The organism is Parahalioglobus pacificus (assembly GCF_014652275.1).
Taxonomy (GTDB): domain Bacteria; phylum Pseudomonadota; class Gammaproteobacteria; order Pseudomonadales; family Halieaceae; genus Parahalioglobus; species Parahalioglobus pacificus.
This window is the reverse complement of the sequence record NZ_BMYM01000001.1, coordinates 572,087-590,528: the sequence shown is the minus strand read 5'-3', so window position 1 is coordinate 590,528 and position 18,442 is coordinate 572,087. Positions and strand designations below refer to the sequence as shown.

Genomic DNA, 18,442 nt, shown 5'->3' with positions numbered 1-18,442 from the left:
TCTACCTCCTGCGGGCGCGGCAGTCTAAACCCTGCGCCAGCGCGGCGCCAGATGCCCACCCCATCATGCCGTGCTGCTATCATCGCGGGTCCATGCCTTGCCCTCTACTACCGTGATTCAGCGAGACAACCAGCCCTGGGCGCCCGCCGCCACTGCAGACATCAATTGGTCCGCCAGTGAAGAGCCCCGCGCCCAGCAGTATGATGATGTGTATTACCAGCGAGGTCAGGGTCTGGACGAGAGCCTCTACACCTTTCTCGAGGGAAATCGGATTGCCGAACGGCTGGGCGCGAGCCCAGAGCAGTTCGCGATAGCAGAAACCGGCTTTGGCACTGGCCTTAACTTTTTGCTGACTTGGGCTGCCTGGAGAGCTATACCTCAGCCGCGCCCTCGCCTTCACTTTGTATCGATTGAACGCCACCCGCTTGTTCACGCTGATGCCGCCAAGGCCCTGTCGCACTGGCAGGCTCTGACACCGCTCAGTGAACAGCTGCTGTCGGCATGGCCGCCGGCCCTGCGCGGGCAGCACCGGCTCAGTTTTGAAGAGAGCGCGGTGACACTGGATATCTGGGTCGAAGATGCCAGCGCAGCGCTGGCCGACATGGCGAGTTTCGACAGGCCGTGGATTGACGCCTGGTATCTGGACGGTTTTGCGCCAGCAAAGAATCCGGACATGTGGCAGCCGGACCTCTTTAGGTCGGTGGCTGCGCTCAGCCGCCGCGGTGCGACTGTCGCAACATTTACCGCAGCAGGCAGCGTACGCCGGGGGCTGGCAGAAGCCGGTTTCAATGTTGAAAAGGTCGCGGGATTTGGCCATAAGCGCGACAGTCTGCGTGCTGTATTAGCCCCACCCGGTGCAACATCCGGCGAGGATTCAGCATCGCAACCCACGCCGCCCGGGACCCCGCGAGCCACAACGAAAGGCATAACGCCCTGGGACATATCACAACAGCCGGAGCCGGGGATCCGAACGGCAATCGTCATCGGGGCTGGGCTCGCTGGCGCTTCGACTGCCGCTGCACTTGCACGGCGCGGCATCAACGTGACCGTGTTGGAGGAGCACACCGTCGCCAGCGCTGCATCGGGCAACGCCCAGGGCGTTATCTACACGCGGCTTTCCCGCAAGCATTCTGCGCTCACGGATTTCGCTCTGCAGAGCTACACCTTTGCCATTGCACAGTATCGCCGCCTGTTCGGTGCGGGTGCATTGAAAGCCGGCGAGGACGGTCAGTTATGCGGGTACTTCCAACAGAGTACGGCTACTGAAGATATGGCGTACCTCACCGATAAACTGGCAGGTACGCACCGCCTTGCTTCGGTGGTATCGGCAGAAGCCGCCAGTGAGTTGCTGGGAATAGAGCAGCCCATGGCCGGCTATTGGTTCCCCGATTCAGGTTGGCTACACCCGCCGGCCGTTTGCGAAGCAATGCTAAGCGGCGCTGGCATCACCGTGAAGTCAGGCTGCGGCCAAGTGACTGCCTCAGCCGGCAACGTCAGGCGCTGGCAAGTAGAGACCGGCGACAAGCGCATATTTGAAGCGGACGCCCTGGTGTTATGCGGTGGCGTATCCACCAACCAGTTTGCGCAGGCTGCCTGGCTACCGCTGCAACCCATCCGCGGCCAAACCACGCAGCTACCCGCCGCTGACCAAACCCGTTCATTACGCAGTGTGATGTGCCACGAGGGTTACATCTCCCCGCCACGCCATGGACAACACTGCATCGGCGCAAGCTTCGCTCCCGGTAATACAGACACCACCGTGACGCGGGATGATCACGAGTACAATCTGGCAACACTCGCGAAAGCCCTGCCTGGCCTTTCGCAATCGCTCAATCAGCTGGACACTGCCAGCCTTGGGGGGCGCGCTGCCCTGCGTTGCGCCAGCCCGGATTATCTGCCTGTTGCGGGCCCCTTGCCCGACAGAACCGCCTTTCTGGAAACCTACGCAGGGCTTCGCGATAATGCCAAGCTGGTTCAAACCGACAAGGCGCCTGTGATTCCCGGTCTCTTTGTAAACACCGCGCACGGATCTCGTGGACTTACCTCAACTCCCCTGTGCGGTGAGCTCATTGCCTCACAACTGTGCGGCGAGCCTTTGCCGCTTGGCCGCCATTTTCACCGCAATCTCGCCCCGGCGCGCTTCCTGGTGCGGGACCTGAAAAGAAACCGCTGCTGATATGCCCGTTTTCCGATTTGCACTGCTTATTGCACTGATGAGTTGCGGGGTCGCCGCGCAGACGCAGTGGGACTTCACGGTGGTGGACAGGAAACCGCAGACGCGGGACAACTTCGTGCAGGGGCTGGAGATTGTCGGGGATAAGCTATATCTCAGCTCCGGCATGTACGGCCAGTCGCGCTTGCGTCGCTACGACTTCGATAGCGGCGAGCTGGAACTGGAGCGCCCACTGGATCCACGATTGTTTGCCGAGGGGGTTACTGTACTCAATGACAGGGTTTACCAGCTCACCTGGCGCGCCCGCCTGGGCCTGGTTTACCAACGCGAGGCATTGGAACCGCTGGAGCTCTTCCGCCTGCCCGGCGAGGGCTGGGGCATCACCCATAATGGCAAAGAGCTGATCTACAGCGATGGCAGCAACCTGTTGCGCGTAGTCAATCCCGGCGACTACTCGCTGGCACGCACTGTTGAGGTGACAGAATCGGGCCGCCCGGTGAGCCTGCTCAATGAGCTCGAGTGGATTAACGGCGAGGTGTGGGCCAACGTCTGGCAAAGTGATCGGATAGTCACTATCGATCCGGCAACGGGTAACGTAACAGGCAGTATCGACCTCTCCGGGCTGCTGCCCGCCGAAGAGTATGGTGAGGGCACAGATGTGCTGAACGGGATCGCCTTTGACCGCCGGGATGGGGGCATCTGGGTGACGGGCAAACGCTGGCCCTACCTCTACCGCATTGAACTGAAGCCAGCCAGCACGCCGCCGCCCCTGCTCACCCGACCACACAGCTGATTCACACCCTGATTCACACCAACAGCGCGTCAATTCGCGCTAGAATAGCGCGCTCTTCATTTTCTGTTTGAGCACCCTATGAATCAGGCTGTTGCATCCCCGTTACGCGCCCACCCTGCCTTTGACGCACTGCGCGAGGCCCGCATTGACTCCCTCAACCTGACAGTCGAGCACTATGAGCACAAAGCCACGGGCGCGGTGCACTACCATCTGGCATCAGACAGCCCCGAAAACGTATTTCTGGTCGCACTGCGCACGGTGCCTCATGACAGCACGGGCGTTGCGCACATTCTTGAGCATACCGCGCTTTGCGGCAGCGAGCGCTTCCCCGTAAGGGACCCCTTCTTCATGATGCTCAGGCGCTCCCTGAACACCTTCATGAACGCCTTCACCAGCTCCGACTGGACCGCCTATCCTTTTGCCAGCCAAAACCGCAAGGATTTCGACAACCTGCTCAATGTCTACATGGACGCCGTCTTCTTCTCGCGCCTGGATCCACTGGACTTCGCCCAGGAAGGCCATCGCGTGGAGTTTGCCGAGCGAGACAATCCGGACAGTGATCTGGTCTTCAAAGGCGTGGTGTTCAATGAAATGAAGGGTGCTATGAGTTCAGTGAGCTCAACACTGTGGCAGGTCCTGTGTGAACACCTGTTCCCAACCAGCACCTACCACTACAACAGTGGCGGCGACCCAGCCCACATTCCCGATCTGTCTTACGACGAATTATCAGACTTCTATCGGTCGCACTACCACCCCAGTAACGCCATCTTCATGACCTTCGGGGATATACCTGCCACCGAACACCAAGCCCGATTTGAAGAGCTGGCGCTGGCCAAGTTTGAGCGACTGGAGGAAAAAATCGCTGTCGCTCCGGAGCAGCGTATCGCTTCGCCCCTGCAAATAGCCGACAGTTACGCGTTCGATGAACCCGGCAGCACGGCCCAGAAAACCCACATTGTGATGGGTTGGCTGCTTGGTGAGAGCAGCGATCTGCAAGCCCTGCTGGAAGCACAGTTGCTTTCAAGCGTATTAATGGAAAACAGCGCCAGCCCCCTGCAGCGGCTACTGGAAACCACCGAACTAGGCCTAGCCCCCTCCCCCCTCTGCGGGCTCGAGGATTCCATGCGCGAAATGGTGTTTTGCTGCGGCATTGAAGGGAGCGAAAGCGAGCACCGCGACGCTTTTGAAACTCAGGTGCTACAGGTGATTGAGGACCTTGCTAGGGACGGTGTCGCGCAGGAACGTGTGGAAGCCGTGTTGCACCAACTGGAACTGCACCAGCGTGAAATTAGCGGCGACAGCTACCCCTATGGATTGCAGCTGATTCTGCAGTCGTTGGGTTGCGCCACGCACTACAGCGACCCTATTGCAGTTCTCAACCTCGACCCGGTGATCGCCGAGCTGCGCGAGCAAATCAAAGAGCCGGACTTTATTCCCAGGCTGGCGCGCAAACTGCTGCTGGAGAACCCACACCGGGTGACTCTGGTGATGTCCCCCGACCAGTCGCTGTCGCAGCAACGCGACGAGTCCGAGCGCGCGCGTCTGGCCGACATAGCTTCGCAGATGGACAGCGACGAGAAAGCACGCGTTATCGAATTGGCGCACCAACTGGAACAACGTCAGGCCCAGGTAGACGATGAGAGCATTCTTCCCAAGGTGACCCTGGCGGATGTGCCTGCCACCCTGCCGGAGCTGACCTGCGAACAGACAGAGCGCAACGGAGTCACACTCACGCGCTACGCACAGGGCACCAACGGGCTGGTGTACCAACAGGCCATCGCGGCATTGCCGCAATTGAGTGCTGACCAACAGGCCTTGATGCCCTACTACACCAACCTCATGACAGAGCTGGGCCTTAACGGCGGCAGCTACCTGGAAACCCAGAACCGACAATCGGCCACCGTCGGATCAATCAATGCTTTTACCTCCATGCGGGGCGATGTCAACAGCGAGCAGGCAGTGACGGCAAACCTAGTATTGTCCTCTAAAGCTCTGGCAGCCAACAGCGGCGAACAAATAGCCCTGATGCGCGACACGCTATACAGCGTAACTTTCGAAGAGACCGATCGAATCCGCGATATGATCAGCCAGCAACGGGCACGACGCGAACAGTCCGTTACTGGCAATGGGCACGGCCTGGCAATGGCTGCAGCCTGCGCGGGCATGAGCCCACTGGCGCAACTGAATCACCAGCTGACAGGCCTCGCCGGCATACGCAGTGTGCGTAAGCTCGACGAAGACTTACGCTCAGCGGATGCCCTGGCGGCACTGTCGCAGCAGTTCACCGACCTGCACAAGCGCGTGGCGGATATGCCGGTACAACTCCTGGCCATTGCAGAGGCGGAGCACATGGACTCGGTTACAGAATCTGCTCTTGCGGGCTGGCCGGGTAGCAGTGTGGATGGCTCCGCAGATTTGTGGACACCCACAGCGATCAGGGAAGCACGCAATGAACTGTGGGTAACCAACACCCAGGTGAATTTCTGTGCCCGCGCCTACCCAACGGTTCCCGTTGGCCACCCGGATGCCGCACCCCTCACCGTATTGGGTGCCATACTGCGTAATGGCTTCCTGCACCGTGCTATTCGTGAACAGGGTGGTGCCTATGGCGGTGGCGCAAGTCAGGACTCCGGTATAGCGGCCTTCCGCTTCTACTCATACCGCGATCCGCGCTTCTGGGACACACTGGCAGACTTCGACGCCAGCATTGCCTGGATCGCCGAGACAAATCTGGATTCACAGCCGCTGGAAGAAGCCATTCTGGGTGTGGTGGGTAGCCTGGATAAACCCAGTTCTCCCGCCGGTGAAGCCAAGCAACACTTCCACAATGGCCTATTCGGTCGCAGCCATGCGCAGCGGGAGCGCTTCCGTCAGCAGATACTGTCGGTCACGCTGGATGATGTACGCCGCGTAGCCAGCGAGTATCTCACCCCCGAGAATGCCAGCACGGCTGTGATCACCAACCCCAAGCAACGCGACGCAGACTTAAGCCGGATTGAAGACAGCGGCTTGCTGGTTCAGGAACTCTAGGCCGACGTAAAGAAATGTAAACAAAGCTGAGGAGTGGTAACGATGGGGTGACATTGCCGAGTGGTACCGCGACACTACTCCCATGACCCATCAGATACTTATCATTGATGATGACCAGGAGCTGTGTGAGCTACTGGGTACTTTCCTCGAACTGGAAGGTTTTAACATCAGCGCAGAGCACGACGGTGCGCAAGGCCTGAGCGCGGCACTTGGCTCGTCGCCCGATGCCATCGTCCTGGATATCATGCTGCCCGGCATGCAGGGCTTGGAAGTATTGCGCAAACTCAGGGAATCCAGCCGGGTTCCTGTCATCATGCTCACCGCGCGCGGTGAAGATACCGATCGCATACTCGGTCTGGAACTGGGCGCTGACGACTACTTACCCAAACCCTGCAATCCGCGCGAGTTGGCCGCCAGGCTGCGAGCCGTACTTCGGCGCAGTGCTGATGCTCCTCAACCCGACCAGCTCGACGTTGACGGTGTAGTTCTCAATCCCGGCACCCGGCAGGTGACGGTCGAGGGCACCCCCGTAGAGTTCACCAGCGCAGAGTTCAATATTATGCAGCTACTGCTGCGCAGCGCGGGGCAAATTGTGGATAAGGACACTTTGAGCATCGAAGCATTGGGCCGCCCCCTTGGCGCTTACGACCGCAGTATCGATGTGCACATCAGTAAGATTCGACGCAAGCTGGCGCAAGAGGGTAAACCCGACATCATTCTCAGTGTGCGAGGCGCCGGCTACCAGCTGGTTTCAAGCAGCACGCCCGAGCAGGCTTGAGATATCTTTACCCATGCATAATCAAGCCGCAGTAAACCGACATGCCTAATCGCCTGTTTATCAAGGTATTCCTGGGCTTCTGGCTCATCTCGGTGTCCATATTGGGCAGCTGGATTCTGCTGGCCAATTACTTCGACGAGCTACCCGGGGGTCAAACAGAACTGCGAAAGGATGGCCCACCGCCGCGCTACCTGCTGCGGCTGATCTACTCTCTTGAGAACCAGCCCCTGTCTAGATTGCCCGGCATTGTAGAGCGCGCTTCTGAGCGACACGGTATCGATATCTACCTGCTACGCAGGGACGGTTTGGAATTACTGGACAGGGAAGTCCCCGCGCAAGTGATGCGCGCTGCTCGCCAGCTATCTCCTAGTAAGCGACGGGCGATGCTGAAAAGCCCGCAGGGACAAATCGTTGCTCACACTCTGTTTCGCGGTGAGCGGGAGCGCATGGCAGCGGTCATCGCCTTCCCGGAACCCCGCGCTGTGGTTGCTACGCTTGGTGCCAATCCACTGCTACGCATTGCCATTGCGATCCTGATTAGCGGTTTAGTGTGCTATTTGCTGTCCCGGCTGCTGACCCGTCGCGTAAAGTTGCTACAAAGCACCGCGGGCAAGCTTGCGGCAGGTGACTTGTCCGCGCGAATACCCGTAGCCGCCAGTGGTGGCGATGAAGCGGATGAGCTGGCGCGGCAGTTCAATCACATGGCCAGCGAATTGGAGCAACGCATACAGGGGCAGAAACGTCTGCTACAGGACGTATCCCACGAACTGCGATCGCCATTGGCGCGGCTGCGTATCGCCCTGGCGCTGGCTCAGGAGCAGCCTGAACCGGATAGCCAATACCTGAAGCGCATAGAGCAGGAAACTGAGCGGTTGGACGAACTGATCGGGCAACTGCTCACCAGCCAATCAGACTCCCTCACGCTGGATACGCACATCGACCTTGTGCCCCTACTCCAGGACATGGCCGCTGACGCCGACTTCGAAGGCAAGTCCCAAGACAAACGCGTCGCACTGTTTACCGATCTCGATGAGGCGGTGGTATTGAGCCATGGCGACTTGTTGCAAAAGTGTTTTGAAAATGTCGTACGCAATGCATTGAGCCATACACCATCTGGTACGCAGGTCACGTTGGATTTGCGACGCATCGAAGGGAACTATCACCTGTCCATTGAAGACTGTGGACCGGGCGTACCCGAATCAGAGTTAGAGCGCATCTTTGATCCCCTTTATCGCGTGGATCGCAATCGAACCCGTGAAACCGGCGGCTATGGATTGGGCTTATCCATCGCCAAGCGTGCCATAGAGCAGCACAACGGCAGTCTGGCGGCCACCAACACCGGAGCTGGATTGCGAGTCAGTGCCACCCTACCCGTCGGCACTGACGCGACCGCAGGTAGCTAATCAGCGCAGCCGGAACCAGCCGCTGACGGCCAGCCGGGGTGCCGGCGCAAAAGGACTCACACAGGTCACTGAATGCACGTGGCCTACGTCAAACAAAGACAGTGTGTTGAAGTCAGGTGACCAAGCCTCGCGGGGCGTACCATCTGGCTGGAAAAACTGCAGCAAACCGCCCCAGTCCGGGTGCCATGCCGGAGAGAGATTAAACACAAATGCCACCTGCCGCTGCTCTTCCGTCACGACATCCTGATGCCGCGTCAAAAAGTCGCCGCGATTAAACCGAGTGGCCTGCGCGACGGCGCTGCCGTAGTTTTCCTGGCCCGTAATGCGCCCCATGGTCGCATGCATCTCCGGGCTGGCCAGCCAACGCTGAAACTGCCCCAGCAGGTTATCGTCGGTGGCATTCACTGCACGGCGTTCGTACCAGAATCCAACCCCCTCTGACGCCTGCTTAAGTACACCCTGTATCAGCCGCGCCCGGTCTTCTTCCGGCAACTGCTGCAACTCCGCACCCGACACATCGCCGAACTTGCCGTCCAGAACAAAGGCGTGGCGATACGCCGTCTTGTTCGCCAGGTAGTCAGACAACGCTTCGGCCTGCTCGCGGGGCAGGATATTGGTCAAGCGTACCCGCCGGTCCTGCGCGTAGACCGCAGCAACGTTATCGAGATCAATACTGGGATTGAGGGTGAAGTCCATGGAGCCAGTTTCCGTATGGGCTATGAGGCGGCGCGCATTATAGCCGCAAGCCGGGCCACTGTCTGCGCCGCCCTACGCCCCTCGAAAGCAACTACCAGTGAGCGAACCGCGGCGCACACCGCACCCTCCCCGAAGGCGGCTCATCCTCTGGCATGAGTATCAGCATGCCCGCGGATAGCCCCCCGGAGGAGCAGGTGACCAGCGCGCTGTTACTGGCCAGCCCCTGCGTTGAGGCGCTTCCCTGAGCTGCCGTGCCCACAAGCAAACCCACCAGCAGGCCATGGCGCCACCGGCGTGAGCGCGAACACTTCGATCGCGCCGGAACGATGGCTTGAACACTCAAATTGGAACGCTGCATTGTGCACCTCCATCTTCGCGACATCGCTTCAACAGACGGTTGTAGTGTGAAGAAACCGTGCGCCTAACAACACGACCGTAGCGACCAGTTTCCATCCCATCCGATCCAAAAAGGGTGCTAGACTCGCCGGCTGAATCAATTTGGGAAGCAACCATGCTGGACATCACGCCGCTTGCCGGCGCGCTGGGTGCAGAGATACGTGGCATTGACCTCAGCCAGGCGCTGAACGATGACACCGTGCGCAAGCTGCGGAAGTTACTGAATGAGTATCAGGTGATTTTCTTCCGCGAGCAGGCAATTTCACCGCAGCAGCAAACGGATCTGGCACAGTGCTTCGGCCCACTGCAGCAACACCCCGCCTATGACACGGTTGCGGGTCATCCCGCAGTCACCATACTGGAATCCAGCGCTGAAAAGCCCAGTAAAATAGAACAGTGGCATTCCGACATGACCTTTCGCGAGCACCCGCCCCTGGGCACCGTGCTAAAAGCCGTCGAATGCCCTGCTCGCGGCGGAGATACACTCTGGGCGAGCATGACCGCTGCGTACGACGCGCTCTCCGCGCCCATGCAGTCTTTTCTGGGTGGCCTGATTGCTGTACACGATTTCAGTCACGGCTTTCGGGAGAGCCTGGCAGAACCCGGTGGGCGTGAACGCCTGGCCGATGCAGTGGCCACCAACCCTCCGGTGCGGCATCCCGTGATACGCACACACCCGGAAACCGGCAAGAAGGTCATTTTCGTGAATGCTCTCTTCACCACACACATCGAGGGTCTTCGCCGCAGCGAAAGTGATGCGCTACTGCAGTTCCTGTTCCAGCATATCCAGACGCCGGAGTTCAGTGTTCGCTTCAATTGGCGCCCGGGCAGCATCGCAATCTGGGACAACCGCAGTACACAGCACAAACCGGTCAACGACTACTTTCCGGCCTACCGGCGCATGGAGCGCATCACCATCGACGGTGATAAGCCTTACTGATTTTCGCCCGCCAGCGGCACTTCACCGCTACGTACGCGACGCATGTAGTCGTTGACCTCACGCTTCACTTCCGGCGCGTACAGATAAAGCCCGATGATATTCGGGATAGCGATCAGGAAGATCATGGCGTCTGAGAAGTCCAGCACGGCAGACAGCTGGATCATGCATCCCAGGGCGATAAAGCCACAGAACACTACCTTGAACAGGTTTTGCGTTAAGGCCCCTTCACCGAACAGGTAGGTCCAGCCCTTCAGGCCATAGTACGACCAGGAGATGCTGGTTGAGAACGCAAATAGCAGTGCCGCCACCGCCAGCGGGTACGGCGCCCAGCTGATGTGGTGTGCGAAGGCCGCCGAGGTCAGTGCAATACCCTCAAGGCCGCTATCCATCAAACCATGGGGGTATACGGTCGTCACGATCACCAGCGAGCTCAGCGTGCAGATAACCACGGTATCGATAAAGGGCTCCAACAGGGACACCAGCCCCTCAGAGGCTGGCTCGTTGGTCTGCACAGCCGAGTGGGCTATCGACGCAGAGCCAATACCGGCCTCGTTGGAAAACAGGGCTCGCTGAAAGCCCACGATAATGGCGCCAATCATCCCGCCGGTGACGCTCTGTACGCTGAATGCGCTCGAGACAATTAACTCGATCGCATAGGGGATGTGTTGATAGCTCATGGCGATGATGATCACCGCTGAGATCACATACAGCACACCCATGAAAGGCACGATATGCGCCGCGACACGGGCGATGGAGCGAATGCCGCCAATGATAACGGCACCCACCGCAAGGGCGATTGCAATACCGAAGAGCCACCCTTTATCGGCAAAGAAACTCTGCTCACCGCCTGTGATAACAACGAACTGTACGTAGGCCTGATTCGACTGGAACATGTTGCCAATACCCAGGCAGCCCACTACCAGGGACAGGGCGTAAAAACCACCCAACCACTTACCGAGCCCGGGGCGGCCGCGGTCTGCCAAGTACTGCTCGAGGTAGTACATGGGCCCGCCGGACACTGACCCGTCAGCGTTGTAGCGTCGGTATTTCACGCCCAGCGTGCACTCCACCAACTTGGTCGACATGGAGAGTAGGCCGGCAATGATCAGCCAGAAGGCAGCGCCGGGCCCACCAACAACAATGGCGACGGCCACGCCACCGATATTGCCAATACCCACCGTGCCAGAGACCGCCGTGGCCACGGCCTGAAAATGTGATATCTCTCCACGGGCCTGCGGATTATGGAAGTCGCCCTTCACGTGCCGGATAGCAAGGCCAAATCCGCGCACATTGATGAAGCCCAGATAGAGCGTGAAGAAGACAGCGGCCACGGCCAACCACAAAACGATCAATGGGAACGGCTGGCCGGCTATATCGATGGGGTAAAAAACGGCCCCTGCGAGAGCATCAGACAACGGGCGGATCAGCGCTTCAACCTGTTGATCAAAGCCTTCGGCGCAGGCAGGCGCGGCTCCCAGCAGTGTCGTACACGCTACTGCGGCGGCCGCATGCAGGGTACGCATCGTGTTGTTTATTGGCTTATTGATCAGGCTGGCACCGCGTGGCGCAGCAGTTCACCGTAGCCCTTGAACACAGGCACGCCGACCAAGGCCCCCTTCTTGCGCAGGTGTTCATGCAGGGCACTGAGACGGTAACAGGGCACACTGGCCATGAAATGGTGTTCCATGTGGAAGTTCACACCGTTCGGTGCAAAGAGCCAGCGCTGCCACCAGGGCGCTTCCACGGTGCGGGTATTCATGCGCGGATCAGTATCGTAGAGATCGGGCACGGCGGCGTGCTCTGCCACCTGGCGGACCCGGATGACCAGCATAAAGGTTGTCAGGAAGGCACCCAGCCAGATCAGGTATACCCAGGCAATGCCGAACGCTGCGAGCGCAATGAGCATGACCAGCTGCACTGACAGCATTTGCAGAAAGGGCTTGGCGCTGTCTCTTTGCTCGTGACTGATAATGCCGGAGGCGCCTTTGGCGATATAAATCAGTAGCTTCATCCCGGTCTGCCCGGACAGGTCACGCACCACCTTGCGCTTGAAGCTCTCTCGGCTTACCGGATAGGCGGCATAGTTCGGCAAGTCAGGATCATCATGGGTGCCCGCCTTGCGATGATGCTGCAGGTGTCCCCGCGCATAGCTGGGCATATCACTGAATACGGGTAGGCCGCAGAACCACTGGCCAATGACGTCATTGAGCCAGGGTGTCTTGAACAGGGTGCGGTGCCCCGCATCGTGCATCAACACCGACAAGCCAAGCTGCCTGCCCGCCAGTAGCAACCAGGCGACCAACACAGTGAACACGTTCGGGTACAGGCCCACGACTGCGAAGGTAACGATGATGGATAACCAGTTGGCTAGAAACAGCGCCCAAGCGCGCAAATCGCTCTTGCCGGTGAACCGCGCCACGTCCTCTTTGCTGAGGTATTCGTTTATTCTCATAATGGTCACTACGTCAACTCTTACCCGATTCTACTGAGGCGGCGTGTCCTGCGCAAAGCGGAGCCTCACCACTGACACCAACAATGTTGACCATACCCTGCTTTATGCAGCGGTAGCTTGCGACTGTCGTTCGGTGCTCTACCGTGAATCGATCTTCGGCGGGAAAACTTTTATGACGACACACAGCGAAACACTTCTGGCGGGAAAATCGGGAATTGTAACCGGCGCAGGCCAGGGTATCGGCAGAGCCATCGCACAGGTTTTGGCGAGGGAAGGCGCGGCCATTCTGGTGGCTGATGTAAACCGAGACGCCGGTGAGGAAACCTGTGAACTGATCAACAACGCTGGAGGCCGCGCTCAATTCCAACCCTGTGACGTCAGTGACGAGCCCGCTGTAGAAGCCATGGTCGCGGCAGCAGTAGACGCCTTCGGAGGTCTGAACATTGCCTGTAACAGCGCAGCCCTAAGCCATGGCTCCGGTCCGATACACGAGTATCAGAGGGAGGTCTTCGATCAAACCCTGGAGATGTGCCTGACCAATACCTGGCTGTGTATGAAACACGAAATCCCCGCCATGTTGGCCGGCGGGGGCGGCGCCATAGTGAACATCTCATCTAATGCGTCCCTACGCGGCCAGGCCTACAACACTGCCTACGCCGCGGCCAAAGGTGGCGTGAACATCCTTACCAAGTCGTCGGCTGCCGAATACGGTAGCCAAAACATACGCATAAATGCGGTATCACCTGGGGTGATTCGCACACCTGGCGTGGAAAAGTATTTTGAGGAACAACCTGCAATCGCAGAGCGGCTGAAGAAGTCTGCCGTGATGGGCAGGCTGGGCGAGCCCAGCGAAATCGCCGAGGCCGTGGCCTTTCTGTGCAGCGAAAGAGCATCGTTTATCACCGGGCAGATCTTATCCGTGGATGGCGGCGGCGCCGTGCGCTAAGCCATCTTGCCGAGCCTGACGGGCACGGGGATAATGCCTTCGCTAGATTCAGGAGCCAAACCATGATCCGCGCGGTAGTTACTGCGGCTTACACATTGTGTGCCATTACCCTGTTGGGCGGCTGTGCTGCCCAGCCTCTCAGTATCGACGAGGCCCGGCAACTCATCATGAATGCCCTACCCCTTCGCTCCTACTCCAGCTTAAGCGAAGTCGCTTATTACCCCGGGCAGGTCGTCTGCGGCCTGTATGAAACCGCAGACGATTACGGCGGAAGCAACCGCCCGCGACCCTTTGTTATCGTGGGCCAGGATGCGATGCCCTATGCCAAGCCCTTGGATACCGCGATCTACTGCAGTGAAGACCCAGCCAGTAGCTTACAGATTGAACTGGGCATTGGGCCGGTAGAATCGTCCAACACCGCATTGATGCAAGTCCGTTCGGACCTCACTGCTCTGAGTGAGGCGCTAGAGGCTGCGGTGAGTGAATTGGGGTACTACCCCCGCGACGCCGACTGGCAGAGCGTGCTCACTGGCGCCAGTGGTAAAGCCTTTATCGAGTCCGTACCCACAGACCCATGGGGCAATAGATACCAGTACTACGTAGACCCCTTCGGTGGCTCTAAAGGCCAGTACGCTCTGTGGACCCTGGGCGCTGACGTTGCCGAGGGCGGTGCCGGGCCAGATGCTGACATCTACGTGAAGTATCTGCCGTACATCGAGCACGTCGCAGGGCTATAAAACTCGAACCCACCGCGAAAATGGGTTAGCGCCGCCGCTAGGCCCTATCTCACACGAATGCTGGGGTCTGGCGCACCGCGACGCATGGTTTGCAGGAACATCTCCAAGGGGGCGGGTTCTGCGACCTGGGGTTCGTCATCACCCGGTGGATTAGCCCAAAACGTTTTCCAGCTGGGCCAAAGTTCGTGGTAAGCGCCCTCATAGTGCTCGCGATCTGGCCAGCGCATTTTGTCATCACCCACCGGCGGCTTGTTGATGTCCGTCGCGTACCAGTAACAGGGCAGTCTGCGCCGGAAGTACCAGCATCCGTCGATACGTTCGTAGTTGTCCCAGTACAACATCTGCATGATGACCCACTCGCTGCCACCCGCCTTTGTCGGTGTTTCATGCTCATTCTTGGAGTAGACCACGCCGTGGGCATGGTCAGGGTCATCAAACTCAATGATGTGGTTGCCAAGGTGATGTGAGGTGCCTGTGAACTGCTGCCGCAGCGTATCGTCCAGCCAACGTTTGAGATGAGCCCGGCCCACTCGATCACGACTGACCCTGATGTCAGCGGCAAACAGGTTCACATGGGCATCGAGGTCACGCATATCCAGCGACAGAGCATACTTTGCAACCAGCTGCCGTATCGCATCCAGAGACTCCAGCCGGTCAAGCCGCTGTAGCAGTGTATCGTCGCTCATTCGAAACTCGCCGTGCCCGTGTTCAACTCCGCCGTCCTGCCGCCGTCGACCACCAGCTCTGCCCCGGTGATGTAGGATGCTTCGTCACTGGCGAGGAACAATATGGCATTGGCGCACTCGACAGGATCCCCTATGCGCCCGATGGGCACGCTCCTGGCAGTGGCTGCCTGACTGGCTTCATCGGGCATCAAGCCCTCGGTAGGCGGGGTCAGGAATACACCAGGAATGACGCTATTCACCCTAACCTGCTGCTTGCCCCACTCGATCGCAGCATTGCGACTCAGGGCAAGCATACCCGCCTTGGCAGCGCTGTAGGCCGCCATACCGGGCGTACCCAGCAGTGCGCAAACGGAGGCAACATTCACCACCGCACCGCTGCTGGCGCTCAAGGCAGGATACGCCTCACGCATCAGGAAAAGCGCCCCGTCCAGACTCACGGTAAAGTTACTGCGCCAGGTGTCGCTGTCAGCCTGGCTTATCAGGCCTGGCCTCGCGAGCACGGCGTTATTAACCACAACATCAATGCCGCCATAGGCCTCACAACAGGACTGGACCAGATTCGCCACGGCTGACTCGTCGGCAATGTCAGTCGCCACAGCCATCGCTTCGCCACCCGCCGCAGCAATGGCAGCGCACTGGGCCTCCAGCGCATCCAACCGTCTCGCGGCAAGCACGACCTGTGCGCCCTCCTCGGCAAAACGCTGTGCAGTTGCCGCCCCGATACCCTGACTGGCGCCGGTGATAATGGCCACCTTGCCGGCTAAGCGTCCCACCGGATTCTCCCCAAAGACAGTCTGTAGTCACAGACTAGCTCAGCCAGAGCGGGTTTACCGTTATCGGCGCTTAAAGTGAGGGGCCAGTTCAGCTATTTGGCGAGTGGCACCGCATCGAAGGGGAACACCACCGGTACCAGTAGGAGCACCACCGCTGAGTACACGAGTGACAATGGCAGGCCACTGCGAAAGTAATCCCGCAGCGTGTAATGGCCCAAGTTCTGAACCATGAGATTCGTGGTGTAGCCATAGGGCGTTAAAAAACTGGCGCTGGCGCCGTAGGCAACCACCATCACGAAAGGCATGGGATTCAAACCGTAGCTCTCGGCCAGGCCAAACGCGATGGGAAAGGCCAATGCAGCAGCAGCATTATTGGTCATGGTCTCAGTGAGCACTAAGGTGCCCAGATAAACGCCGGCCAAAGCGACCCAGGGGCCGTAGTTAACCAGATTCGTGTGCAGGAAGTCTGCCACTAGCGCCACCAGCCCGGAGTTATTCAAGGCTTGAGACAATGTCAGTGCCGAACCAATGATCAACCACAACTCGAAAGGAAAGCGACGGCGCAATTCCGAGCCACCCACCATGCCCAGTGCCAACATGGAAACCAGCAGGAAAGCCAACCCTTTAATCAGGGGCAGTACGTTCATTGAAGCCAGTAACACCACCCCCACCAGGGCGGCAGTCACGAAAAGATTCTGACCCGTGGTCACACCGGCACCGGTCACTGCGTCATCGATAACGACAAAGTTTTTGTCGAGGTTCTTGCGGTTATTGAAATCAGGGCCCACTGCGAGAACCAGGTTGTCACCCGCCTGGAGTGTAATGCTGCCTAACTTTCCCGATAGACGCTTACCGCCGCGACGCATGCCAACGACCGCCGCATCAAACAGGGAGCGGAAGCCACTGTCCTTAATCGATTGACCCTCAACCGCGGCATTGGGCATCACAATCACTTCGGTCATGTTTTCGCTGAGGAGCCCTTCATCCATGGCAAACAATTTTAGGCCATCGAAATCGTCCAGCACCGCCAGGCGCTTGATATCACCAGAGAAGATCAACTTGTCACCGGGCTGAAGAATCTCCTGAGGAGCCACAGGGGAGATCAGGCGATTGCCCCGAACAATCTCCACCAGGAACAGATCTTCCAGGTCGCGCAACTGATTAGCAGTGATGCTCTTACCCACTAGCTGGGAGTCCTCTGACACCTCAGCCTCAATCAGGTACTCATTGATATCGATACGCCCATTGCCGTGCTCGGGTAACAGGCGCGCGCTGAGCAACAGCGTCAGCATACCAAGCACGGTGGCGCAGGCGCCGATCAGGAGAAAGTCGAAGAATGCCAGACCCATACCCGTGGCATCTTCAAGGAAACTGCTCACGATCAGATTGGTGGAGGTACCGATCAATGTCATGGTGCCGCCGAGAATCGCGGCGTAGGACAAGGGAATGAGCAGCCTGGACGGCGCATGGTACTTGTTGCTGCGCACCGTGTGAGCAAGTGTGGCTACGACCGCCGTGTTATTCACGAAGGCCGAAAACACCGCGGTCACCGAACCCAGCCTCAGAAGACTGGCCACATAGCCCGGCGTGATCAGCCGACCGGACAACTTGTCCAACCAGGACAGCTTCTCCAGACCAATGGACACCAGCAGTAACAGCACTAACGTAATCAGCCCGGTGTTAGACACCTTGTCCAACACTTCACCGGTGGAGACAAGGCCGAGGAAGTAGCTACCCAGCATGGCTGCAACAAACACCCAGACTGCCGGCCAATCGGTGAATATCAGACTGCACAGTAGCCAGATAAAGAGCGCTGAGATCAGCAGTTGTTCGTACATGGCACCCGATGGCCCAGAAACCAGTGCCAAGCATACTGTTAAGCCCGCGCCTATGGCTACCGCTACTGACGTTACAGCCCTGCCTGTTTACACTGGCGCAAACGATCGAAGCGGGAAAGCCCGGATGAAAAAAGTTCTCATTGCACTGGCGCTAATTGTGCTGGTGGCAGGCGTCGCACTGTACCTGTTCCAGACTCCGCTGAAGGACGCCGCCTACGACACCATCACAGAAAACATGTTCGTGCCGGCAGACACCGATGATTTCGACCCGGGTCCAGCCGTTGGCTCTCGATTCCCCGGTTTACAGGCCAGCTATCAGGGCAGAGTGATCACGCTGCTGGATGAGTTTGCCGGTGATCGCGGCACGGTACTGGTTGCCAGCCGTTCGTTCGACTGGTGCCCCTACTGCATGCGCCAACTGGTGCAATTGCAGGAAACCAAGGAAGCCTACGATGCCGCCGGCATTGGCCTGGTGGCCATTACCTATGATGCCCCCGAACTACAGCTGGCCTTCACTGAGAAGCACGGCATCACGATTCCCGTGCTGTCTGATCTGAATGCGCTGTCTTTCAAAACCCTGGGCATCCTCAATGAGGACTACTCGCAGGGAGACAGCCAATACGGGATTCCACATCCAGGCATGATAGTTATCGCGCCCGATGGCACCGTGGTCGGAAAGCTGTTCATTGAAGCCTACTCTTCACGCGTAGATTCCGGTGCTGCCTTGCTTGTCGCCCAGGAAGCTCTCAGAGCCCACGCCAGCAGCAACTGAGCCCTAGCCCGGTTCGAACCGGGCAGCGA

Annotated in this window: 15 protein-coding genes; 9 read left to right on the top strand and 6 right to left on the bottom strand. The window is 58.7% G+C overall.

Annotated elements, in window-relative coordinates; genetic code table 11:
• The first annotated feature begins 97 nt into the window (after positions 1-97).
• From mnmC to IE089_RS02745, 5 genes are all read left to right on the top strand, one after another.
• On the top strand, positions 98-2,176 hold the full coding sequence (gene mnmC / locus IE089_RS02765; RefSeq protein ID WP_189474943.1) for a bifunctional tRNA (5-methylaminomethyl-2-thiouridine)(34)-methyltransferase MnmC2/FAD-dependent 5-carboxymethylaminomethyl-2-thiouridine(34) oxidoreductase MnmC1: 2,079 nt from the start codon (positions 98-100) through the stop codon (positions 2,174-2,176).
• A 1-nt stretch (position 2,177) separates the two neighbouring features.
• Complete coding sequence (locus tag IE089_RS02760) at positions 2,178-2,966, top strand: glutaminyl-peptide cyclotransferase (protein ID WP_189474942.1); 789 nt, start codon at positions 2,178-2,180, stop codon at positions 2,964-2,966.
• Between the two features lie 78 nt (positions 2,967-3,044).
• Positions 3,045-5,996 carry an insulinase family protein gene (locus tag IE089_RS02755; protein ID WP_189474940.1) on the top strand — a complete coding sequence of 984 codons (2,952 nt, stop codon included), beginning with the start codon at positions 3,045-3,047 and terminating at the stop codon, positions 5,994-5,996.
• Between the two features lie 82 nt (positions 5,997-6,078).
• Complete coding sequence (locus IE089_RS02750) at positions 6,079-6,774, top strand: response regulator transcription factor (protein ID WP_189474938.1); 696 nt, start codon at positions 6,079-6,081, stop codon at positions 6,772-6,774.
• A gap of 41 nt (positions 6,775-6,815) precedes the next feature.
• A complete protein-coding gene (locus IE089_RS02745) occupies positions 6,816-8,177 on the top strand; it encodes an ATP-binding protein (RefSeq protein ID WP_189474936.1) in 1,362 nt (453 codons plus the stop codon).
• On the opposite strand, the gene IE089_RS02740 is transcribed toward IE089_RS02745, so the two are convergent.
• The gene (locus IE089_RS02740; RefSeq protein ID WP_189474934.1) at positions 8,178-8,873 is read right to left on the bottom strand and encodes a 2OG-Fe(II) oxygenase family protein; all 696 of its coding nucleotides are present in this window, start codon (positions 8,871-8,873) and stop codon (positions 8,178-8,180) included. It abuts the gene before it with no gap.
• Between the two features lie 511 nt (positions 8,874-9,384).
• On the opposite strand from IE089_RS02740, the gene tauD reads away from it, so the two are divergent.
• Positions 9,385-10,209, top strand: coding sequence for a taurine dioxygenase (gene tauD, locus IE089_RS02735; RefSeq protein WP_189474932.1), 825 nt, complete (start codon positions 9,385-9,387; stop codon positions 10,207-10,209).
• On the opposite strand, the gene IE089_RS02730 is transcribed toward tauD, so the two are convergent.
• A complete protein-coding gene (locus IE089_RS02730; RefSeq protein WP_189474930.1) occupies positions 10,203-11,732 on the bottom strand; it encodes an alanine/glycine:cation symporter family protein in 1,530 nt (509 codons plus the stop codon). The two genes, tauD and IE089_RS02730, sit on opposite strands and share 7 nt — an antisense overlap.
• Positions 11,733-11,755: 23 nt before the next feature.
• Positions 11,756-12,661, bottom strand: coding sequence for a fatty acid desaturase family protein (locus tag IE089_RS02725; protein ID WP_189474928.1), 906 nt, complete (start codon positions 12,659-12,661; stop codon positions 11,756-11,758).
• 172 nt (positions 12,662-12,833) lie between these two features.
• Between IE089_RS02725 and IE089_RS02720 the strand changes: the two genes are divergently transcribed.
• Both IE089_RS02720 and IE089_RS02715 read left to right on the top strand, forming a co-directional pair.
• On the top strand, positions 12,834-13,607 hold the full coding sequence (locus IE089_RS02720) for an SDR family NAD(P)-dependent oxidoreductase (protein WP_189474926.1): 774 nt from the start codon (positions 12,834-12,836) through the stop codon (positions 13,605-13,607).
• Positions 13,608-13,669: 62 nt separating this feature from the next.
• The gene (locus tag IE089_RS02715; RefSeq protein WP_189474924.1) at positions 13,670-14,344 is read left to right on the top strand and encodes a type II secretion system protein GspG; all 675 of its coding nucleotides are present in this window, start codon (positions 13,670-13,672) and stop codon (positions 14,342-14,344) included.
• Positions 14,345-14,388: 44 nt separating this feature from the next.
• Here the strand turns inward: IE089_RS02715 and IE089_RS02710 are convergent, their stop codons facing one another.
• The 3 genes from IE089_RS02710 to IE089_RS02700 all read right to left on the bottom strand — a co-directional run bounded on the left by IE089_RS02710 (position 14,389) and on the right by IE089_RS02700 (position 17,641).
• Positions 14,389-15,030 carry a nuclear transport factor 2 family protein gene (locus IE089_RS02710; RefSeq protein WP_189474922.1) on the bottom strand — a complete coding sequence of 214 codons (642 nt, stop codon included), beginning with the start codon at positions 15,028-15,030 and terminating at the stop codon, positions 14,389-14,391.
• Complete coding sequence (locus IE089_RS02705; protein WP_189474920.1) at positions 15,027-15,803, bottom strand: SDR family NAD(P)-dependent oxidoreductase; 777 nt, start codon at positions 15,801-15,803, stop codon at positions 15,027-15,029. The genes IE089_RS02710 and IE089_RS02705 overlap by 4 nt, the downstream gene beginning before the upstream one ends.
• Positions 15,804-15,895: 92 nt before the next feature.
• Entirely contained in the window at positions 15,896-17,641 is a 1,746-nt protein-coding gene (locus tag IE089_RS02700; protein WP_189474918.1) for an SLC13 family permease, read from the bottom strand.
• Between the two features lie 124 nt (positions 17,642-17,765).
• Between IE089_RS02700 and IE089_RS02695 the strand changes: the two genes are divergently transcribed.
• Positions 17,766-18,413: a redoxin domain-containing protein gene (locus IE089_RS02695; protein ID WP_189474916.1), complete on the top strand. Its 648-nt coding sequence runs from the start codon at positions 17,766-17,768 to the stop codon at positions 18,411-18,413.
• The last annotated feature ends 29 nt before the right edge of the window (positions 18,414-18,442 follow it).

Coding starts and splice junctions, on each gene's coding strand:
- IE089_RS02760 (WP_189474942.1), top strand. CDS start 2,178: ATGCCCGTTTTCCGATTTGCACTGCTTATTGCACTGATGAGTTGCGGG.
- IE089_RS02745 (WP_189474936.1), top strand. CDS start 6,816: ATGCCTAATCGCCTGTTTATCAAGGTATTCCTGGGCTTCTGGCTCATC.
- IE089_RS02715 (WP_189474924.1), top strand. CDS start 13,670: ATGATCCGCGCGGTAGTTACTGCGGCTTACACATTGTGTGCCATTACC.
- IE089_RS02750 (WP_189474938.1), top strand. CDS start 6,079: ATGACCCATCAGATACTTATCATTGATGATGACCAGGAGCTGTGTGAG.
- IE089_RS02730 (WP_189474930.1), bottom strand. CDS start 11,732: ATGCGTACCCTGCATGCGGCCGCCGCAGTAGCGTGTACGACACTGCTG.
- IE089_RS02710 (WP_189474922.1), bottom strand. CDS start 15,030: ATGAGCGACGATACACTGCTACAGCGGCTTGACCGGCTGGAGTCTCTG.
- IE089_RS02695 (WP_189474916.1), top strand. CDS start 17,766: ATGAAAAAAGTTCTCATTGCACTGGCGCTAATTGTGCTGGTGGCAGGC.
- IE089_RS02720 (WP_189474926.1), top strand. CDS start 12,834: ATGACGACACACAGCGAAACACTTCTGGCGGGAAAATCGGGAATTGTA.
- IE089_RS02755 (WP_189474940.1), top strand. CDS start 3,045: ATGAATCAGGCTGTTGCATCCCCGTTACGCGCCCACCCTGCCTTTGAC.
- IE089_RS02725 (WP_189474928.1), bottom strand. CDS start 12,661: ATGAGAATAAACGAATACCTCAGCAAAGAGGACGTGGCGCGGTTCACC.
- IE089_RS02700 (WP_189474918.1), bottom strand. CDS start 17,641: ATGTACGAACAACTGCTGATCTCAGCGCTCTTTATCTGGCTACTGTGC.
- IE089_RS02740 (WP_189474934.1), bottom strand. CDS start 8,873: ATGGACTTCACCCTCAATCCCAGTATTGATCTCGATAACGTTGCTGCG.
- tauD (WP_189474932.1), top strand. CDS start 9,385: ATGCTGGACATCACGCCGCTTGCCGGCGCGCTGGGTGCAGAGATACGT.